The sequence below is a fragment of the Rhodococcus sp. UFZ-B548 genome, assembly GCF_903819475.1.
GTDB lineage: Bacteria > Actinomycetota > Actinomycetes > Mycobacteriales > Mycobacteriaceae > Rhodococcus_F > Rhodococcus_F erythropolis.
In genome coordinates, this window is record NZ_CAIJDS010000078.1 from 1 (window position 1) to 20,638 (window position 20,638).

The window sequence follows — 20,638 nt, forward strand, 5'->3', positions numbered from 1 at the left end:
CATAAGGATTACCTTCCCAAGAAAGAAGGTGCGCATCAAACCCGGGACGATTCACTGGCCGAACTACGAGAGGGCCAGCAATGGGAACCCGGATGGCCTGCGGTTCCTGCACCATTCCTTCGTGCGGTCCTGGCCTCCGACGACGCCACCTCACCGCCACCGCACGTACCCGACTAAAACCAAAACCACGCGCGGCGGGGCCACCCTGGGGCACCGCGAGGCCGCGTCATGAACCGATTGATCTCACTGCGTCAGGCAGCGCCATGCCCCCTCTCCTGACGCCACATATACCCCGGTCACGTCCGACCGATGTTCGTTACGCCGAGCGGATCACTCTTTCGTTCAGTGGATCGACAGCTTGTGACCCCGCTCATACCTTGGACCCGTACTCAAGAGAGCAGGCCGACACAGATCGAACGAGAGCGAAGGTGGCCACCGATGGACGCACGCAAACTACGTGACATTTACGGACAGTTCGCCAGTGGTGTCACGGTCATCACATGCAGAACTGCCGACGGATCGCCTCATGGCGCCACGGTAACGGCGTTCACGGCCGTCTCCCTCGAGCCCGCGCTGTGCCAGGTGACACTCACCCGCAAGTCGAAGGCGTGTCAATTCCTGAGCGGCGCACCCTTCGCCGTGAACATCCTCGGCGCCGAGCAGACCGACACCGCAATGCACTTCGCCGGTCGTCCACAAGAGCCCGGCCCGGTATGGGCCGACGGACCCACCGCACCACTGCTGTGCGGATCTGCCGCCACGTTGTCCTGCAAGCCTTGGGCCGAGTACGACGGGGGCGACCACATCATTTTCATCGGCGAGATCGTCGACATCACCTCCACGACCACTGCACCACTGTTGTTCTACCGCAGTCGCTTCCACCACATCGGCACAGAGCCCTCCGCCACCGCCTGGAACGGCAGCATGGACGATCCGCACAGCGGGTGGTTCGACGCAACCACCTCATTCACTCCGCTCCACGGCAAGGATCCCTTGTCCGTTCCTTGAACCCAAGACTCAGCAACCGCATTTCGAAGGGACTACCGATGACTGTCACTAACCCTCCTGCCACCGGCTCGGCAGGATCTGAACCGACGCAGGCCAATCCAGCCGCGAACGTCGCTGCCAACCAGCCCCAGGTCTACGCCACAAAACCGATGACCGGCGACGAATACATCGAGTCGATTACGGACGACCGCGAGATCTGGTTGCACGGCGAGCGGGTCAAAGACCACACCAACCACCCCGCATTTCGCAACTCCGTTCGCATGATCGCCCGCTTGTACGACAACCTGCACACCGGTGAGCACGTCGACACCCTCACCTGTCCGACCGACACCGGCAACGGTGGCGTGACGATGCCGTTCTTCCGTACCGCCAGGTCTACTGACGATGTTCTCGCCGACCGCGACGCGATCGCCACCTGGGCGCGGATGACCTACGGGTGGATGGGCCGCTCCCCCGACTACAAGGCCTCCTTCCTCGGGACCCTGCGGGCCAACAAGGAGCTGTACTCGCCGTTCCAGGACAACGCCGAGCGCTGGTACCGCGAGTCGCAGGAGAAGGTCCTGTACTGGAACCACGCGATCATCAACCCGCCCGTCGACCGGCAGCTTCCGCCGGACGAGGTGGGCGATGTGTTCATGAAGGTGGAGAAGGAAACCGACTCGGGCCTCATCGTGTCCGGAGCCAAGGTCGTGGCCACCGGGTCCGCGATCACCAACTACAACTTCATCGCCCACTACGGGCTGCCGATCAAGAAGAAGGAATTCGCACTCATCTGCACCGTCCCGATGGACGCGCCGGGCGTGAAATTGATCTCCCGCGCATCCTATGCACAGAATGCCGCGATCACGGGAACACCGTTCGACTACCCCCTCTCATCCCGGTTCGATGAGAACGACGCCATCCTCGTCTTCGACAAGGTGCTGGTGCCCTGGGAGAACGTCTTCATGTACGGGGCGGTCGACAAGATCAACACCTTCTTCCCGCAGTCCGGCTTCCTCCCGCGCGCCATGTTGCAGGGTTGCACCCGACTGGCCGTGAAGCTCGATTTCATCGCCGGCTTGCTCATGAAGGCCCTCGACTGCACCGGTGCCGGCGGCTTCCGCGGCGTGCAGACTCGCGTCGGTGAGGTCATCGGCTGGCGAAACCTGTTCTGGTCGTTGACCGAATCGATGGCACGCAACCCCGAGCCGTGGATCGGCGACACCGTCATCCCCAAGCTCGAGTACGGCCTGACCTACCGGATGTTCATGATGCAGGGCTACCCCCGGATCAAGGAGATCATCGAACAGGATGTCGCCTCCGGTCTGATCTACCTTCCGTCCTCGGCGGCCGACTTCAAGTCGACCGAAATCCGGCCGTACCTCGACAAGTACGTGCGCGGCTCGGACGGAATCCCGGCCGTCGACCGGGTGAAGGTCATGAAAGCACTGTGGGATTCGATCGGATCCGAGTTCGGCGGGCGCCATGAGCTGTACGAGCGCAACTACTCCGGCAACCACGAGAACGTGAAGGCGGAGTTGCTGTTCGGCGCTCAGGCGACCGGCGTGGTATCGGGCATGAAGGGCCTGGCAGAGCAGTTCATGAGCGAGTATGACCTCGACGGCTGGACCGTGCCCGATCTCATCGGCAACGACGACGTCAGCGTCTTCCTGAGGAGGTAGGCGACATAAGCAGTGGCCCGGCTGTGGCGAACACACGATCTTCCCCCTTGCCGGCGAGCAACGATCTCCTCGCGGACTGGTTTGTCATCTCCTCCTGAGTCAGGGCAGTATATCACCGAGGGACTACTACGCTTGAAGGGTTGTGCATTTTGCGCTTTGAACATGAGAATTTGCCACAACGGATTCGTTTCGGCTCCGGCGAGGCGGCAGCGATGCTCGCCGGAGAGGTCCAGCGGCTGGGCGCAGTGCGGGTGATGGTGATCGCGTCACCGGCCGAGGTCGGGCGATCGCAGAAGATCACCTCCGATCTGCCAGTGGTGCATCACCATGAGGAGGTCACTATGCACGTGCCGGTGGAGGTGGCTGAGAGGGCACGCGCAGCCGCCGCCCGCCACCAGGTCGATGCCGTGGTCAGCATCGGCGGCGGATCGGCTACAGGGCTTGCGAAGGCGATCGCGCTCACCACCGGACTGCCGATCGTGGCGGTCCCGACCACGTACGCGGGCTCGGAGGCCACCACCGTGTGGGGGCTGACCGAGGGCGCCCGCAAGACCACCGGGGCAGACGCACGGGTGCTACCACGGGCGGTGATCTACGACGCGGAGTTGACCGTGTCGTTGCCTGTTCCGATGAGCGTGGCCTCCGGGCTGAACGCTCTTGCGCACTGCGTGGACTCGATGTGGGGGCCACGCGCGGACCCCATCGACAGGGTGTTGGCGCAGGAAGGGATCCGCGCACTTCGCGTTGGGTTACCGCAGGTCGTGACCGACCCGACAGGCCTGGGCGGCCGCGAGCACGTCCTGTACGCCGCCCACCTGTCGGCGGTGGCGTTCTCCTCTGCCGGCTCGGGTCTGCACCACAAGATCTGTCATGTCCTCGGTGGCGCCTACGACCTGCCTCATGCCCAGACCCACGCGACCGTGTTGCCCTACGTGCTCGCGTTCAACGCACCCGCGGCACCGGAGGCGGAGCAGCGGATCGCGTCTGCGCTGGGCTCAGTCGGTGCAATCATCGGATTGCAGAAGCTGAGAGATCAACTCGATGCACCAAAGGCTCTGCGTGACTATGGCTTCGCCGAATCCGACATCGACGGCGCCGTGGATGCGATCTTGCCGGCGGTTCCGGTAAACAACCCTCGCCCGGTCACCGCAGAAGACCTGAGGCGGGTCTTGCACGCGGCGTGGCAAGGCACGGACCCCCGCACCGCCATCGGCGACATGCCGGGTCGACCATGAGCTAGACAGTCACATCGACTCGCACCACGCACCACGCACCACGCACCACGCACCACGCACCACGCACCCGAGGGTCGCGATGTTGGCGACGAATCCTCGACGGCACCCGTTTCTCCATCGTCCTAGCATCCCGAAAACTCTGACACAGACTGCATCCGGAACGGAAAGGTACGCGAAACTGGTTCCAACCCCTCTTCGGCAGTATCAAACTGCCCAGCAAGGAGATCTTCCAGCACCGCTAAGTTGACAAGCCCGAGATCGGGCTGACCGACCCGCTCGAAGACAAGCGCGCCCTTTCGATCGATTACACCTGGGATCGTGCAGGGCCGCCACGCAATCCACAGTGACCCGACGTCACCGGCCCCACACCTGGGCGTCACGGGCTGGTGCCGTCGCCAGCGACGACACCAAGATGCTCGGGCTCGCTGACATCGGGGCGGCCGCGCCGCTGCCCGTGATAGAGGGCAGCGGCGCTCTTCACGAAATTCGCGAACCGACTGCGATTCCAGTCGTGCTCGACACTGTGACGCAGACGAGATCTTCGACACCCTCGTCCGGCTCCGCTCGAGCTTCGGCGCGTCAACCTGGAGGAAGTCTCGAGGCCTCGATCGTCGAGGCTAGGCTCGTCGATGCCGATGATGCCCGACGACCAGCACGGCACCACCGTTGTGGCGCTCGCGGGCCTCACAAACGTCGCACCGGTGGTCGGCCGCGAGCTGGTCACCCTCGACGTCGATACTGGGGCTATCTTCCTCGGCGAGAGTGCGATCGACAATCTCAATGAAACGCCGCCGGACAGTGGAGATGTCGCCCTGTCTCCACGCCACCGCGAGTTCGATACCTGGTGTAGTCGCGCTGAGAGGACGCAACACCGCCCCGACAACCTGCATTGCACCGACCGACATGGGAAGAACGGCGACGCCGAGACCGGCCGCCACCAAGCTGACGATAACCGAAGTCTCGGTAGCTTCCTGGACGACATTCGGCCGGAAACCCGATGCGAGGCACGACTGAAGCATGACTGTGAACATTGCCCCACCCGCTCGTGCTGGATGTGCCACAAAGGGCTCCGTTGCGAGCAATGACAGATCAATTCGTCGATGATCTGCCAGAGGATGCCATTCCGGAACCAGCACTCCAAGCCTTTCCGAACGCAGAACGCGGACCTCGAGCTCCGGTGCGATGATCGGTGGCCGCAGGAAGGCTACGTCGAGTTCGCGGTGAACTAACGCCTCTGACAATGCAGGAGTCAGCATTTCGCCGCGTAACACAAGCTCGACGTCGGGGCACTCCTTCCTGAACCGTCGTGTGATCTTTGGTAGGAGTTCGTATGTCGCGGTGCCAGTAAAACCCACGGCGAGCTTGCCTCGTTCGCCTCGTGATACCCGAGCGGCCGCATCGGCGGCGTCATCGATGGACGCGAGTATTTGACGTGACCTAATCAAGAACTCTCGTCCAGCCTCGGTCAATTCCACTTTACGAGAAGTCCTGACCAGCAGCTGCGCTCCAACGTCGACTTCAAGTTGCTTTATCTGATGCGTAAGTGTGGGCTGCGTTACATAGAGAATTCGTGCTGCGTTGCTGAAATGTAACTCCTCAGCCACGACTATGAACGATCGAAGGTGACGTATCTCCATGTGCTCAATTTCTATCTTTGACTCGTTTGACGAGCATGCCGCAACGTCGTTACCGGATGGCATGTACAACATCTCGTGGTGAACATCGATTATAGTGGTCAGCTGGCTTCAGGAGCCAGTAGTGTCGCTCGCGAGTTTCTTGAGGACGTCGAGTCGGTCGACAAAGTGCTTCGCGGTGGCGGCGAGATGGCTGCACACAGAAAGTCTCGATGAGAATGCGCACGCTGCTGCCGGAGATCGGAGACGTGCCATGCGGATCTGCTCTTCGGCAGCATTGTCAAACGGCGACTTCGAGTCGCTCGCGAACCGAAAGCAATCCTCTAGTCCGAGTTCCGATCCGCGGAAGCGGGTCCGGTTTTGGCCGACCTTTCCGGGCGGAGAACCGGTGACGCCGATGCGCGCCGCGTGTCGAACCATCCGGTCCACAGTGGCCGCAGCGCGTTCCTTTGATCTCGTCCTCTCCGACCGAGTCCTCCTGCTCACCGAGCAGGGCATTACCCGTGACCTGCGGATCCCGCAGGCGCGGCCCGCTCGTACCGCTGCTCGCGGGGAAACTGGTTTTCCCGCACAGCGGGGTTCCCTACATCGACCGCAATGCGCAAGTCACCGCCCGCGGTCCCTCGAATGTGGACACCGGACTTCATGCGGAAAATGACAGCGTCGACGACGCGGTCAGTCGTTGTTCGAACTCGATCGGGATGAGGTATCCGCGGGCGGAGTGACGGTGACTCGATTAGCGCGAGAGCCACTCGAACGACTCCCAGCCGTGCCTGCGGCTTCGACATCCAACTCCGTCCGTGCAGCCATTCCCCCTCGAGTCCTTGGAAACGCTGAGTGGGCTACATCGACACTCATAAGACCGAGTTCGGGTGCATGTCTCGCCGGCACCCGCGCCGAGCTCACCGAGATGGGCCAGATCGCCGTCCCCCGACAACGCTCGTTAGCCACAGGGGATTGAACGAAAACCGCAGGGGTGCACCAGCTGACGACCCCGCAGGCGAACGCATCGGCCACGAAGTGGTGTACGCAAAGCAGCGCACCATCCGCACGTATTGAATCGGCAAAATGGAGCGCGCCGGACCGGTCGACGCGAAAGTTGCGGTCGACCAGCTCCGGCGACCGTGACTGCGCTGGTGGGCTTGGTGATGCGGACCATCTTCACCCGGTGGCACCACGGCACCCGGGTGCGCCCTCGACGCTTCAACCTCTGCGAAGGGCCCTTCCGTGAGGATCTTTGCTTCGGTCACGGCGGCGTGGATTCAGCAAACCCGGGAGGAGACTCCGCGTTGTGCGTCCATCGCTGTCTGTATCCTCCTACTGTCTACACGTCACCCAAAGAACCCAAGACGGTCCAGATCGGGAGAAGGAATTGGGGATCGCATCACGTTGCCGTTGTCAATAAGCATCAGTTAATTGATGACCAGGTAAATCTCCAGGTCGAGGGACCGCTCCACCGCGTCAGTCTTTGCCGACACGTGCTGGGTGGTGGCTCAGCGGCTCGACGTCGATAGTCAGATACGGAAAGAAAGGTAAACTCCACAATATTTCGTGCAATTCATCGTGGGAATTCACATCAAACACACTGATGTTGCCGTACTTACCAGTAGTGCGCCACAGGTACCGCCACTGTCCCTGTTCCTGCAGAGTTCGAGACCGCGCTTTCTCGGAAGCCTTGAGTCGCTCTTCCTCACGTGGGTCAAGATTCCTTGGCAGATTGACCGTCATCCGAACTAGGTACAACATTTGCGATACTCCTTTTGAATATTCTTGACGCTCGCTCAATCGCGGCTATACTTACGGAGGCGCTCTTCGTCGAGATTGACCCCGCTGCCCGGACCTGTGGGTATCAATAATTCTCCGCGATCGTATTTGAGCGGCTCGGTCACGACTTCATCGATCAACAAGCCAGGACCAAATAATTCGCACCCAACTGATAAATCAGGCATGGTGCCATAGAGTTGAGCGCTTATCGCTCCCATAACGGAACTCTCTGGCGTAGCCGCCCCGAAGCATGCGAGGCCTGATGCCTCCGCGATAGCAGCGATCTCGCGTGCACGGGAGAGTCCGCCGCTCTTGGGGATCTTGATCGCGAAAGCACTTACTGCGCCCGCGTCAGCGAGCGCGATAGCCTGTTGAACGGTAGTCACGCTCTCGTCGGCCATGATTGGAATCGAGAGCTTGTCGCGCAATCTGGCAAGTCCATCAGTATTCCACCGGGCTATAGGTTGTTCGGCAACGGTGACACCCGCGTCCGCCAAAATTGGAAGCCAGCGGTGTGCCTCTAGTTCGCTCCAGCGGCCATTAGGATCCACAATCACTGCACATTCGTCGGGAATGCATTCAAGGACGTCTAGCACTCGGCGAGAGTCGGTGTCAGCCGGCTCCGCACCCATCTTGAACTTGAAAGATCTGTGCCCCACGTCTAGCTTCTGGGCGGCTTCGTCGATGAGGTCGGAGGCTGGACCCGCACTGAACGCCCATGTGATTGGTATCCGTTTCCTGCGCAACCCGCCGAGCAGATCAGAGACCGGGATGCCGAGCGTCTTTCCGCGGAGGTCCCACAGTGCGGTCTCAATGGCAGCCTTCGCGACAGAATTGCCAAAGACCAGTCCATCCATGGACTGCGAAGCCACACCGATGGTACTTGGGTCTCTCCCGATAATGACCGGTGCCAGATACTGATCGATAATGGTCTTTATTGTTTCAACACTTTCACCACCCCACCATGGTCCGCCCGGTGTCACGGCCTCACCGATACCTTCCCCTCCATCAGAATCGCGAACCCGAACAAGGACTATGCTCTGATGATGCATTGTCGTGGCTGCGAACTTGTGAGGCCGTCGGCTAGGCAGATCGACAATCGTTGCCGACATTTCTGTGATCGTTGTCGTCATCGCGAGCCTCCCAGATGCCTGGAAAAGAAGGCTTGGGTCAATTCCCAAGACTCGTGCGCGGCGGAGGAGTCGCCACTTCGCTCCACGAGACCTGCCAGAAAGCCATGCCCGGCGCCGGAATACACGCGCTCGGTATAGGGATGACCGAACTTGCGCATCGCAGCGCCGAACGCCTCGATCTCCGAGAGCGGGATATAGTCCGCGTCACCCCAGTGCGATAACACAGGTGCAGAGATTTCTGATGCGATATCGATTGGTCTCGGAGCCTTTCTTCGACAAGGGTTTCCGAAGCTGAACGGGAAGGCGTAGTAGCAGACGGCGACTGCATTCGCCCCGGCTGCGCACAGATTCAGCGCAATGGTTCCACCCAGACAAAAGCCAAGCAAACCTACCCTATCCTGCACAACTTCCGGACGGCGTTGAAGCCAACTGACAGCTGCTGCATGGTCATCTATCGCAGTGACTTCATCGGAGCGAGAGTGTCGACTGAAGCCCTCCTCACGTGTCTCCGCAGGCAACCGACCTTGCCTGAAGAAGTAGTCCGATAGAAGCACGACGTAGCCCTCGGCGGCTAGCCGTGACGCGACCGCGCGATAAAATGGAATCGGGCCATACATGTCGGTAAGTAGGCTAATTCCTGGACCCTTGCCGGTATTCGGTAGATATAGAGTGGCCGGCATTTTCCCGCCGGGCACATCGACTTCTACTTCAATGTGTAAAACCGCCGGTGCGTTCGGATCGGTCAAACCCGCATGGCACATATTTTCCGCCCGCCTCTCGCCCGCTCTACACTTTTCCAAGTGTGAATTTGTAGGACGTTTCGAAATGTGGACCCGACTGCGCCTCGATCTTGTCCAAACTTAGCAACAGTTCTGGCTTCACTGCATTAGCAACATCCGAGCCGGTCCATTGCCCATTCTCGAAGTACAGCTGGGTCGTCAGCGATTCGTATCCCTCCTTGGCGATAATCCAGTGAAGATGCGCAGGCCGCCATGCATGCCATCCAGCGGCAGCGAGAAGCGCCCCGGTCGGCCCATTCTTGGGGATCTCATACGGTGCCGGAACAATTGTGCGAAGCGTGAATCGTCCGTTTTCGTCGGTGCGAATCTTGCCGCGGAACAGGTAGTCGGGAAGCGTGGGGTTTATGAACGAGTATTCGCCGGCGGCGTCCGCCTGCCACATATCGAGCAGAACATCGGCGAGAGGTGCACCTTCCTGGTCGACAACCTCCCCCCGGAAGATCAGGGTGTCGCCGCTCTCGTCATCGCGCATCGGCATTGTATATGGAATGGAGAGTTCCGGGGCACCAGGAATGAAGTAGGGACCTTGGATGCTTGACTGGCTACCCCGATTCGATTCAGCCGCGACACTTTCGATGGCGTGCTCGAAAAATACGTCAAGGAACAGTGGCCACTCATTTTGTTCACCAACCGATATGAGCCATCCGGTTGATGCTTTATATTCGGAATAGCTTACTTTTTCATCCTTGATGACGGCATTTATGGCGGCAATCATCTTTCCAACGATATTGCCGGTGCGATCCGTGGACATGTTGTTCGTACCTTCCTACGTAGGACTTAGGTTGATGCGCGCGAAACTGAAGTTGCAAACCCCTCAGACACTTGGTCATCTGGTGTTGGCAAACTCGACCTCGCGGCGGTCGCGGTCCAGATATTTCATCTGTTCATCGCGTACGATTTCTCGTTGTCAATGAGGCTATGCGACATGGGCCGCATAGTGAAATAGATTGTTCATGGGCATTTAATAGATCTCATCTATCAATGTCCGGCAGTTCCTGACGCCGGGCTCCGGCGTTAATGAAGCGTGCACGAGCCCCTTGGGCGCGGCAGAGAGCTGGTGCATCTGGCACAAACGCATCGTTCCAGTACCCGCCGAACGACCAGGTACATTCCCCCACGCAGCCAGGTGCGTCTGCGAGGACGCACGGCAACACTAGAGCCGCACCCATCGGCGGACAGTCGGATGAGGTTAAAGTTCCAGTTCAAACGGGGAGAACATGACGTGAGCACGTCTCAAGCAACCGATCCGGCCACGATCGACACAGTGGGCGGACAAACTTTCAGGCCGGATGCCCCCAGTAGCGGTGCTGGGGTTGTACCGTCGTCGTCACTGGTGATCTTCGGCATCACCGGTGACCTCTCCCGAAAGAAGCTGCTCCCGGCAATCTATGACCTGGCCAACCGTGGGCTTCTCCCGCCTACCTTCTCGCTGGTCGGATTCGGCCGGCACGAACCCGACCGCGTCATCGAAACTATCCAGGCCGCGATGATTGCCGGCGCACGCACTTCCTTCCGGATCGACACATGGAACCAGCTGGCACGCAACTTCCGCTATATACGAGGCACATTTGACGACCAATCGGCCTTTGAGGACCTGAAACGCGTACTAGCACAATTGGATACGATTCACTCCGCCATAGGTCACGCCTTCTACATGTCGATCTCCCCGGCGCACTTTTCCCTGGTGTGCGCTCAGCTGAACTCCGTGGGTCTCAACCAGGATCGCCACGGATACCGGCGCATCGTGCTGGAGAAGCCATTCGGCAACGACCTGGCCAGTTCACGGGAGTTGGGCGCCACGGTGGACGAGGTGTTCGGGGCCGGATCGGTGTTCCGGGTCGACCACTATCTCGGCAAAGAGACGGTCCAGAACATCCTGGCGCTGCGATTCGCCAACGGGCTGTTCGAGCCGCTGTGGAACCACCGCCACATCGACAACATACAGATCACCATGGCCGAGGACATCGGCGTCGAGGGGCGAGCCGGCTACTACGACGGTGTCGGCGCTGCCCGAGACGTCATACAGAATCATTTGCTGCAGTTGTTGGCCCTCATTGCCATGGAGGAGCCAGTTGGTGTCGACGCAGCAAGTCTGTCGGCGGAGAAGGTGAAAGTTCTCTCTGCCACATCAGCAGTGAGTCCGCTGGCCGACACCACCGCGCGTGGTCAGTACTCGGCTACCGTCCGGGGTGAGACCTACCTGCCGGGGCTGCTCGAGGAGGACGGATTCGATCCTTGCTCGACCACCGAGACGTACGCGGCCATCACCGTGCAGATAGCGAATCGCCGCTGGGCCGGGGTTCCGTTCTATCTCCGCGCGGGTAAGCGTCTGGCCAGAAGGACCACGGAAGTTGCTGTGACTTTCTCCTCGCCGCACCATTTGACCGGTTCCGCCGAGGCCGGCCCACCTCCCCAGAATGTCTTGGTGGTGCGAGTGCAGCCCGACGACGGAATCTCGTTGAGGATCGGAGCGAAGACACCCGGGGAGGGGATGCGAATCCAGGATGTGGATCTGAACATGTCGTTCGCTGACTCGTTCGGCGGGTCCTCACCCGAGGCCTACGAGCGCCTGATCCTCGATGTCCTTCGCGGCGACGCCTCACTGTTCCCATCGCAGGCCGAGGTCGACGCGTCGTGGGCGATTGTCGATCCGGTCATCGCTTTCTGGGCCGAGCAGGGCCGCCCCGACACATACCAATCCGGCAGCGCCGGACCGAGTTCGGCCATTCCCGTCGTCACTCGTACAGGACGGGCATGGCGGCCGTTGTGAATAGAGGATGTGCAGATCCGGAATGGGGTTGCCCTGCAAGGGCACTGCCCGTCCGGATCTGACGTCCTACGCAGGGGCTGTCGCTGGAAGATTCGCGACCTGCGTCCGTCGGTGGGCGAGCGAACCAGCACGGCGAGTTGCACTCAGGCCGGTCGGGGTGTCTCGTGTGCCACGATTCCGGCTTGGATGCCGATTGCTCCTGCCTCGCCTCGGTTGGCGACGTCAAGCTTTTTCAACACGCTGGCGACGTGGAATTTTATGGTGCTTTCACTGATGCCGAGTTCGGTGGCGATGGCCTTGTTCCGCTTTCCCACCGCGAGGTGGGCGAGAACTTCGAGTTCGCGCGGGTTCAAGGTCGACAGGAGTTGCTCGCCGGGTCGTGCTGCAGGTGGGTCGAGTGGAATCGTCAGGGTGACCCGGCTGCCCCAGCCGTCGATCGACTCGACATCGATCTGTCCGCGCAGAGTGGTGATGCGACCGGACAGTTGCCTGATGAGTGCGTGTCGATCGATCTTGCCGGCTCCTTGGTCGCGCACTTCGATCAGCACGTTGGATCCGTCGCAGTCCCAGGCGATCCGGAGCCGGGTGAGCACAGGTTGGTCCGCGAATGCCAGCACGATCGCTCGAACCATTGCCCTTGCGGCATGAGCGATTTCGCCGGGGAGGGCTCGGCCATCTGCCGGCGGTTCCACATAATCAACGGTCACATCACGGTGCCGCAGTAAGGGTCGGAGCTCGCCTTGGAGTCGGGCGAACGCTGTGGTGACGGCTTCCTCGGACAGCGCCCGGTCTACGGGGCCTGCCGAACGCAGTGCAATGAGTGCCGCGGAGGCGGTTTCGCTGGCGGTAATCCGCGACCGGCGGTCGTCGAGGTCGTTCGAGCGGAGGGTACCGAGGATCGACGCCAGGGTGGCCTCGTGCAGCTCGGTTAGTTCCGCGATCGTGCGTGCTCGTTCGCTCGACGCGGCTCGCGATTCGGCCAGGTAGTCGGGACTGGCTTGTGCTACCTGCTGCTGGATGGAGGTCGCGACGATCCCGAACGCTGCGGCGAGTCCGGTCACGTTCGGGATATCGTGCTCTGAAGTGCGTGGTATAAGGACGAGCAGGCTGTCGCTAATGTCGCGGACCGCCCACACTCTCCGCCGGATACCGGCAATGACGGCGTCGCCGCCGAACGCCTCACCAGTTGTGATGGATTGCTTCACGGTGTCGAGTTCGTCGAGGGTGACGCGCTCGACAATTCGCGGTGAACCAGCGACCTTGCGCGGCCTTCCCGTGCATTCGCGGGTGAAGATCACCAGAGCTTGATGCGGTCTCGTGCTTTGCAAGAACTTGGAGAAGCGGTGCGCTATCTCCGGCAATGGTCCAGAGATCACTGCCCGCATGTCGATCCATGCGGCTGGATTTTCGGCAGGTTCTTGCACGCTTACCACCTGTCCACCCTAAGCCGATCGACAGGTAGCGGGCACTGGCCAACCGGCCAGCATTAACTCCTCAACCGACCGGGTGCCGAAGTCGCAGGCAGGCCGCAGCCTTGTCGAGGTAGAGAACGGACTACCACCGAGGAGAGCCATGACCGCGACCGTCGAGCAGACCAGGACGGGGTTCAGTGACGCGCGCCGCATCGTGCTCGAGGAGAATCATCGTCTGCTCAATTCTCTTGCCGACGAACACTGGGACCGTGCCGGTTCGCTCATCACAAGCGCGCGTGCCGTGTTCGTGATCGGCAACGGGCGCAGCGGCCTGGCCGTCCAGATGGCCGCCATGCGCCTGATGCACCTCGGTCTGCGCGTCCACGTGGCCGGTGAGGTCACCGCCCCAGCCCTCGGCGCCGGCGACGTGCTGATCGCCGTGTCCGGGTCGGGCACCACCGCCTCGGTGGTCGGAGCTGCCGATACCGCGACGAAGGTCGGTGCCTCGGTGCTCGCCGTCACCACGGCCTCGGACTCGCCACTCGCCCAGCGCGCCGACGACGTCCTGGTCCTGCCGGCAGCCGACAAACAGGACCACAGCGCAGCCATCACCCGCCAGTACGCGGGCAGCCTGTTCGAACAATCCGTGCTCCTTGCGTTCGACGCACTGTTTCAGGCGCTGTGGAGCAACGAAGACCAGACCGCCGAGCGGCTGTGGGAACGCCACGCCAACATCGGCTGAGCGTCCCCCACTCCCAGACCCCCAAAAGAAGATAACCAGGAGAAACACATGACGAAGCTGCAGGTTGCAGTCGACCTTCTCACCACCGCCGACGCGCTGGCCCTGACCAACAAGGTGGCCCCGTACGTCGACATCATCGAACTCGGCACCCCGCTGATCAAGAGCGCCGGCCTCAGCGCAATCAGCGCGATCAAGGCGGCGCACCCGGACAAGGAGGTCTTCGCCGACCTCAAGACCGCCGACGCCGGTTTCCTCGAGGCCGACCTCGCGTTCACCGCCGGCGCCGACCTGGTCACCGTTCTCGGTGCCGCCGGTGATGCCACCATCAAGGGCGCCGTCGAGGCCGGCCGCAAGCACGGCAAGAAGGTCGTCGCCGACCTGATCGGCGTCGAAAACCGTGTCGAGCGGGCCCGCGAGATCGCCAAGCTCGGAGTCGCATTCGTCGAGATCCACGCCGGCCTCGACGAGCAGGCCCAGCCCGGCTACTCCATCCAGACCCTCCTCGACGACGGCAAGATCGCCGGTGTCCCGTTCTCCGTCGCCGGTGGCGTGAAGGTCGACACCATCGCCGCCGTCCGTGACGCCGGTGCCGACGTCGCCGTCGCCGGTGGCGCAATCTACAGCGCCGAGGACCCCGCCGCGGCCGCGAAGGCGCTCAAGGACGCGCTCGCGAAGTAGCACGCGACCGTTAATGGTGAAGGCCCTGAACACCGACAGTTCAGGGTCTTCGCCTATTCGCATGCCGGGATCTTGTGTGTGTCATGGGCACTGGGTGGTCGATTCCCTGTCGGCCCGCATCCACGGGGATGCATCACCGACAGCCCCTTTTATCGAGACGGAGCAGTAAGACAATGCAATTAGGATTTGTTGGCCTCGGTCGGATGGGATCGAACATGCAGGCACGGCTGCGTCAGCGCGGCCATGACGCGATCGGGTTCGACCCGAACTCCACCACAAGCGACGTCCCGTCCTTGGAGGCGTTGGTTTCGTCGTTGGCAACGCCTCGAGTGGTGTGGGTGATGGTGCCTGCGGGCGACGCGACGCGCAACGTCATCGGGCAACTCTCCCGCATTCTCGAGCCGGGAGATCTTGTTGTCGACGGCGGCAACTCGCGATTCTCGGACGACCAGGTCAATGCCGATGTACTCGCGGAGCGAGGAATCGGCTATATCGATTGCGGAGTCTCGGGAGGAGTGTGGGGCCGCGAACAGGGCTACGCGCTCATGGCTGGCGGGGACACCCGCGACATCGAGCGCCTGATGCCGGTATTCGATGCACTGCGCCCCCTCGGCAACCGCCGGGACTCCTTCGTGCACGCCGGCCCCACCGGAGCAGGCCATTACGCGAAGATGGTACACAACGGAATCGAGTACGGGTTGATGCAGGCCTATGCCGAGGGGTACGAGCTCCTCGCCGCCGAGGACTCGATCGTCGACGTGCCTGCGGTCATGCGTGCCTGGTCCGACGGCACCGTCGTTCGCTCCTGGCTCCTCGACCTGCTCGTCAACGCCCTGACCGACGACCCCGCACTCGCAACCATCTCCGGCTACACCGAAGACTCCGGCGAGGGACGCTGGACGGTCGAGGAAGCGATCGCCCACGCCGTTCCGGTCCCGGTCATCTCGGCGGCATTGTTCGCCCGGTTCGCCTCCCGGCAGGACAACTCCCCCGCGATGAAGGCCGTCTCGGCGCTGCGCAAACAGTTCGGCGGTCACGCTGTGCGCCCCGCCGAGCCCGCCGCGATCGGCTAGAACATGACCGCACAACACTCAGACATCACGTCCACACCGGCCTGGCAGAAGCTGCAGGCTCATCGCGACGAGACCGCGGCTCTGACGATCCGTGAACTGTTCGCCGCAGACCCCGAACGCGGTCGCGATCTCGCCATCACGGCAGGTGAGCTGTACATCGACTACAGCAAACACCGCGTCTCACGCCAAACCCTGACACTGCTGGTCGAACTCGCCCGCGCCGCGGGTGTCGAGGAGCGACGCGACGAGATGCTCCGGGGAGAACGGATCAACACCTCCGAGGACCGCGCCGTCCTGCACACCGCCCTCCGTCTACCCGTCCATGCCACACTGCGGGTAGACGGGCAAGACGTGGTCGCCGATGTTCACCGCGTCCTGGCCCGCATGGGCGATTTCTCCGACCAACTCCGCAGCGGTGATTGGCGGGGAGCCACTGGCCGCCCGATCACGACAGTGGTCAACCTTGGGATCGGCGGCTCGGACCTCGGACCGCACATGGTGTATCGCGCGTTGCGGCACTATGCGGACTCGGACATTACCGTCCGATTCGTCGCCAATGTCGATCCGTCCGATTTGGTGGCCGCACTCGCCGATCTCGATCCATCGACCACCCTGTTCATCGTCGCGTCGAAAACCTTCTCCACTCTCGAAACCCTCACCAACGCCACCGCAGCCAGGAGATGGGTGACCGCCGCGTTGGGCGAGCAGGCGGTCGCTCGTCACTTCGTCGCCGTCTCCACCAACGCTGAACGGGTCGCCGCGTTCGGAATCAATACCGAGAACATGTTCGGGTTCTGGGACTGGGTCGGAGGCAGGTACTCGGTCGGTTCTGCGGTCGGTCTCGCCGTCATGGTCGCGATCGGCAGAGACTCCTTCGAGGAGTTCCTGGGCGGTTTCCACACCATCGATAAGCATTTCGCCGACGCTCCGCTCGAGGACAATTCGCCGGCCATTCTCGCGCTGCTGGGAGTGTGGTATTCGAACTTCTTCGGCGCCGAGACACGCGCGATCCTTCCGTACTCGAACGACCTCAGTCGGTTCCCCGCCTACCTGCAGCAACTCACCATGGAATCAAACGGCAAGTCGGTGCGGGCCGACGGAAGCCCCACCGGAACGGCTACCGGCGCAGTGTTCTGGGGCGAACCGGGAACCAACGGTCAGCATGCCTTCTACCAACTGCTGCATCAAGGAACGCGGCTGGTGCCGACGGATTTCATCGGCTTTGCCGAACCCACCCAGGACCTTCCAGCGGCGGACGGCGCAGGCAGCATGCACAACATCTTGATGAGCAACCTGTTCGCGCAATCGCGCGTTCTCGCCTTCGGGAAGACACCCGAGGAACTCACACTGGAAGACACGGCCCCCGATCTGATCGCCCACAAGACGATGCCTGGCAACCAGCCCTCCACCATCATCTTGGCCCCCCGGCTGACTCCGTCGGTGCTCGGACAATTGATCTCTCTGTATGAACACCAAGTGTTCGTCGAAGGGATCATCTACGGCATCGACTCGTTCGACCAGTGGGGCGTCGAACTCGGAAAAACTCAAGCCCTCGAATTGGAGCCGGCACTCTCGTTCGGAAACAGTTCACTACCTATGGATCTCGATTCTTCGACAGATTCGACAATCCGTTGGTATCAATGGGTGCGGGCACACAGCGCCGCCAGCACTGATTTTCCATGAGTGAACCTCTGCGTCATGATCGGGAAGGGGGTGGCCTCCCGCCGGATTCAGTTGATCGTGTCGCGGGGTAGGGCACCGGAATGCACTTGGCCGAGTGACCAGTATCAGCTGCCCATTCGGTCAGGTGAGGAGACCCCGAAATCACCGTAGACATATCTCGGCACGAATTGAAGCGAAAGTGGAACGGTGACCATGAAACTGGGATTGATCTCAAGGGCGTTCTCTGTCAGATCGACTCGTTCATCTCGGCATTTACCGAACCTCTTTCGCAACCCAGGATCATGTGACCCGAGAAGTACACGATGAGTCATGCGCCCGACGCGGTTGTCGGCCTCCGTCCACCCCACAGGCAGCGGTCGGCTGGGGGCATTGCAGACTGGCCTCTGCGTTGGAAGATGGCAGTCGTGTTGACCGTTCCCCTCCTGGTCGCTGGGGGCCTCGGCGTTCTTCGCGTGCAAGAAAGCCTCACGGCAGCATCGAACTTCACCAAAGTGGCCGAAAGAGCGCAGATTCTCCCACTTCTCGTTGACTTGGACGGGGACGCCGCGGTTGTGATGGGAACGTTGGCGCTACGCACCATCACAACTTCAATGATCGGCAACCTCGACGCCTCGATAGTGGACGTGGAACATGCCAATACTGCGGCCATGCTCGACGATGGCACGGCCTCCGACGTTGCGACAGCCCTCTCCGGTGCGCGTGCCTTGAGCGCCCAAGCCAAGCAAGGACCCACATCAACCGCAGTACTCACCGCACAACTCGCGTCCATCAGATCCGCCCTGTCGAGCGCGGTGAGCGCGATCACCTCCCCGATTGCCGACCCCGAGGTGGTCGTCGAGACCGTGCACCTCGAGGACTTGTGGGCGGCTCAGAAGCAGATCTCGGCTGAGGGCCTGTCCGTCGTCGCATCGACGGCAATTCTCACCGGCGAATCCGGGGCAACTCTCGAAGCCGAGAGCGTGAATCTACTGGCGCACCTACGAACCGAGTCTGCACTGCTCGAGAAGGTTGAACAGCGGTTTCCGCCCGGTGACCCAACCATGGCGACACTCCGCCAAGGCGTGAATGACCGCACCACACTGTTGCAGAATGTCACTGACCGCGAGAGCGCTGACCAGGCACTGACCGATCTGAAGAACTCGCTGATCGCGAGCGTCGACGACTACTCCAGCGCAATCGCCACGGCGTCTGCCGATGTGAAGGATGCAGTGATGACCAAGTCGGACGAGCTGCGGACGCACGCTTGGCGGGACACGGCGGTCGTCACGGTGTTGCTGCTCGTCGCCATTCTGCTCGCCGTGGTGGTGGCACGGTCCCTGCTGAATCCGCTGCGCAGACTGCGGCATGGCGCGCTCCAAGTGGCTCACGCTGACCTGCCGGAGGCGGTTGGACGACTCAAATCCGGTGCGGACGCTTCCACACTCGAATTCGACCCCATCGACGTGTACACCCATGAAGAGATTGGCCAACTTGCGCGCGCCATCGATGACATTCACGGCCAAGCTCTCCTGCTCGCGGGCGAGCAAGCAGAGTTGCGGCTACAGATGAACAACGTCTTCGAAACGCTGGCCCGCCGCAGCAGGTCGCTGATCGATCTACAACTGGAGATGATCGAACAACTCGAGTTCGAGGAGCGCGACCCCAAGCGCCTCGACAACCTCTTCCGACTCGACCACCTCGCCACACGGATGCGCCGAAACGGTGACAACCTGCTGGTCCTGGCGGGCAGTGACAATCGGCGCAGCCGCCCGGCGCCCATCCTGTTGGGTGATGCCGTGCGCGCGTCCATCTCCGAGGTTGAGGACTATAAGCGCGTACAGGTCGGCGCGGTGCCACCAGTGACGTTGACCGGCACGGCAGGAAGGGATCTCGTGCATGTCTTGGCGGAGTTGTTAGACAATTCGTTACACTTCTCGCCGCCGGACAGTGCTGTGACGGCGACCTGCGCGCGCACAACCGACGGCGGTGTCGTGATCGAGATCGTGGACCGCGGAATCGGCATGTCCTCGACCGACCTGCACGACCTCAACGACCGACTCGCCTCGACACCTGAAGTCACCCCGGACACTGCCCGGGCTGTAGGAGGCGGTGTCGCACGAGCTGGCGACGCTGAGCACGCTCTGGTCTTGCCGGTGGGGTTGGCCGGTGTCTGCAGTGCGCGCGGCGGCGTCGGCCGCGGCGTGCTCGCGCAGGCTTCGCGCGCAGGCAGCCCAGTCGATACCAGCCATCGGGCCCTCCCTGATCTGATGCGATTCTGTTGGGGGGGCCGAGAAGTTCTCGGGCCGATCGGACCCTCGGTGTCGATAATACCAACAATCGAACATGCGTTCTAGCGTCAGAAAATGGACAGTTGCGCTGGATCGGTACGAGCACGTCGCCTCGGCAGGCTATGGACCCGTCGCTGCTGCGGAGCAGCAGCGGGATCTGCCACGCCGGCACGCTCGGCGATGAGTGCCCGAAGTTCGACGCGGCGAGCGCTGCGGAGAACGCGGGTGAGCTCGTCAGGATTGTGAAAGCGATTACGCCACTGGGGTGTGCCTGGGGCAGGTATTCCCAGGACAGTGTCGGTGACGCGATCGAGGAGCAGATCGAGTTTCTCACGCACCATCTCCGCAGCCTGTGAGATCGCGGCTTCTTCGCCGGTCGCTGCGAGGTCGCGGGTGGTGTGGCCGGTCATGGCAGCAGACCGTCGTCCGCTGCAGGATCGAAGGTGGAGTGTTCGCGTTGCTCCGCCTCGGCGGTGCCTGTACACGTCATGTGCGCGAGCAGGATCGCACGCACCGTGTCGCGCGCGATCTCGTGTGGGAGCGGTGGGCCGTCGACTGTGCGTATTCGCATATCACGCATCGTGCACGGACCTACCGACAGAGAGTTCCGGTGGACCTGTTCGACGACGCTCACACCTGCGACCCTCCTGCTCGAAAGGTGTTGAGCCGCTTCCACGCTGACCGCTGAGCAGTACCGAGCTGAACCATGTAGTCGAACAATTCGTCTTATCCTCACCCCACCTCCAGGCGTCTTCGACGTCATGTGAGCGTCGGCGTG

General features: G+C 61.8%; 17 protein-coding genes and 2 pseudogenes. 10 read left to right on the forward strand and 9 right to left on the reverse strand.

Annotated features, from left to right (window positions below; genetic code table 11):
- Window positions 1-438: 438 nt before the first annotated feature.
- The 3 genes from H7C86_RS34510 to H7C86_RS34520 all read left to right on the forward strand — a co-directional run bounded on the left by H7C86_RS34510 (window position 439) and on the right by H7C86_RS34520 (window position 3,904).
- The gene (locus tag H7C86_RS34510; RefSeq protein WP_032492682.1) at window positions 439-1,008 is read left to right on the forward strand and encodes a flavin reductase family protein; all 570 of its coding nucleotides are present in this window, start codon (window positions 439-441) and stop codon (window positions 1,006-1,008) included.
- Between the two features lie 38 nt (window positions 1,009-1,046).
- The gene (locus H7C86_RS34515) at window positions 1,047-2,669 is read left to right on the forward strand and encodes a 4-hydroxyphenylacetate 3-hydroxylase family protein (protein ID WP_032492681.1); all 1,623 of its coding nucleotides are present in this window, start codon (window positions 1,047-1,049) and stop codon (window positions 2,667-2,669) included.
- A 146-nt stretch (window positions 2,670-2,815) separates the two neighbouring features.
- Window positions 2,816-3,904, forward strand: coding sequence for a maleylacetate reductase (locus H7C86_RS34520; protein ID WP_065493910.1), 1,089 nt, complete (start codon window positions 2,816-2,818; stop codon window positions 3,902-3,904).
- A gap of 617 nt (window positions 3,905-4,521) precedes the next feature.
- Here the strand turns inward: H7C86_RS34520 and H7C86_RS34525 are convergent.
- The gene (locus H7C86_RS34525) at window positions 4,522-5,613 is read right to left on the reverse strand and encodes a LysR substrate-binding domain-containing protein (RefSeq protein ID WP_081315615.1); all 1,092 of its coding nucleotides are present in this window, start codon (window positions 5,611-5,613) and stop codon (window positions 4,522-4,524) included.
- Window positions 5,614-5,992: 379 nt separating this feature from the next.
- Between H7C86_RS34525 and ssuB the strand changes: the two are divergent.
- Window positions 5,993-6,074 (forward strand): annotated as a pseudogene (gene ssuB, locus H7C86_RS34530) (aliphatic sulfonate ABC transporter ATP-binding protein); the annotation flags it as partial.
- 107 nt (window positions 6,075-6,181) lie between these two features.
- Here the strand turns inward: ssuB and H7C86_RS34535 are convergent.
- The 5 genes and pseudogenes from H7C86_RS34535 to H7C86_RS34555 all read right to left on the reverse strand — a co-directional run.
- Window positions 6,182-6,368: pseudogene (locus H7C86_RS34535) on the reverse strand (IS3 family transposase); the annotation flags it as partial.
- 631 nt (window positions 6,369-6,999) lie between these two features.
- Window positions 7,000-7,284: a muconolactone Delta-isomerase gene (locus tag H7C86_RS34540; protein ID WP_032492678.1), complete on the reverse strand. Its 285-nt coding sequence runs from the start codon at window positions 7,282-7,284 to the stop codon at window positions 7,000-7,002.
- A gap of 35 nt (window positions 7,285-7,319) precedes the next feature.
- Entirely contained in the window at window positions 7,320-8,435 is a 1,116-nt protein-coding gene (locus H7C86_RS34545; protein WP_065493777.1) for a muconate cycloisomerase family protein, read from the reverse strand.
- Window positions 8,432-9,181, reverse strand: coding sequence for a dienelactone hydrolase family protein (locus H7C86_RS34550; RefSeq protein ID WP_182263280.1), 750 nt, complete (start codon window positions 9,179-9,181; stop codon window positions 8,432-8,434). Before H7C86_RS34550 ends, H7C86_RS34545 begins: the two co-directional genes overlap by 4 nt.
- Before the next feature lie 40 nt (window positions 9,182-9,221).
- The gene (locus H7C86_RS34555; RefSeq protein ID WP_032492675.1) at window positions 9,222-9,986 is read right to left on the reverse strand and encodes a dioxygenase; all 765 of its coding nucleotides are present in this window, start codon (window positions 9,984-9,986) and stop codon (window positions 9,222-9,224) included.
- A 471-nt stretch (window positions 9,987-10,457) separates the two neighbouring features.
- On the opposite strand from H7C86_RS34555, the gene zwf reads away from it, so the two are divergent.
- Window positions 10,458-12,005, forward strand: coding sequence for a glucose-6-phosphate dehydrogenase (zwf, locus tag H7C86_RS34560; protein ID WP_155773119.1), 1,548 nt, complete (start codon window positions 10,458-10,460; stop codon window positions 12,003-12,005).
- Between the two features lie 143 nt (window positions 12,006-12,148).
- Here zwf and H7C86_RS34565 read toward each other — a convergent pair whose 3' ends face one another.
- Complete coding sequence (locus tag H7C86_RS34565) at window positions 12,149-13,390, reverse strand: LuxR C-terminal-related transcriptional regulator (protein ID WP_032492673.1); 1,242 nt, start codon at window positions 13,388-13,390, stop codon at window positions 12,149-12,151.
- A 187-nt stretch (window positions 13,391-13,577) separates the two neighbouring features.
- Between H7C86_RS34565 and hxlB the strand changes: the two genes are divergently transcribed.
- From hxlB to H7C86_RS34590, 5 genes are all read left to right on the forward strand, one after another.
- Window positions 13,578-14,159 (forward strand): 6-phospho-3-hexuloisomerase, encoded by a 582-nt coding sequence (gene hxlB / locus H7C86_RS34570; RefSeq protein WP_032492672.1) that lies wholly within the window; start codon window positions 13,578-13,580, stop codon window positions 14,157-14,159.
- 48 nt (window positions 14,160-14,207) lie between these two features.
- Entirely contained in the window at window positions 14,208-14,837 is a 630-nt protein-coding gene (gene hxlA, locus H7C86_RS34575; RefSeq protein ID WP_065493773.1) for a 3-hexulose-6-phosphate synthase, read from the forward strand.
- A gap of 128 nt (window positions 14,838-14,965) precedes the next feature.
- Window positions 14,966-15,910: a phosphogluconate dehydrogenase (NAD(+)-dependent, decarboxylating) gene (gene gnd, locus H7C86_RS34580; RefSeq protein WP_182263281.1), complete on the forward strand. Its 945-nt coding sequence runs from the start codon at window positions 14,966-14,968 to the stop codon at window positions 15,908-15,910.
- Window positions 15,911-15,913: 3 nt separating this feature from the next.
- A complete protein-coding gene (gene pgi / locus H7C86_RS34585) occupies window positions 15,914-17,593 on the forward strand; it encodes a glucose-6-phosphate isomerase (RefSeq protein WP_065493771.1) in 1,680 nt (559 codons plus the stop codon).
- Between the two features lie 302 nt (window positions 17,594-17,895).
- Complete coding sequence (locus H7C86_RS34590) at window positions 17,896-19,926, forward strand: ATP-binding protein (protein WP_259349401.1); 2,031 nt, start codon at window positions 17,896-17,898, stop codon at window positions 19,924-19,926.
- Window positions 19,927-19,928: 2 nt separating this feature from the next.
- Here the strand turns inward: H7C86_RS34590 and H7C86_RS34595 are convergent, their stop codons facing one another.
- Window positions 19,929-20,270, reverse strand: a complete 342-nt coding sequence (locus H7C86_RS34595; protein ID WP_182263282.1) for a hypothetical protein — start codon at window positions 20,268-20,270, stop codon at window positions 19,929-19,931.
- On the reverse strand, window positions 20,267-20,431 hold the full coding sequence (locus H7C86_RS34600) for a hypothetical protein (protein ID WP_182263283.1): 165 nt from the start codon (window positions 20,429-20,431) through the stop codon (window positions 20,267-20,269). Before H7C86_RS34600 ends, H7C86_RS34595 begins: the two co-directional genes overlap by 4 nt.
- Window positions 20,432-20,638 lie beyond the last annotated feature (207 nt).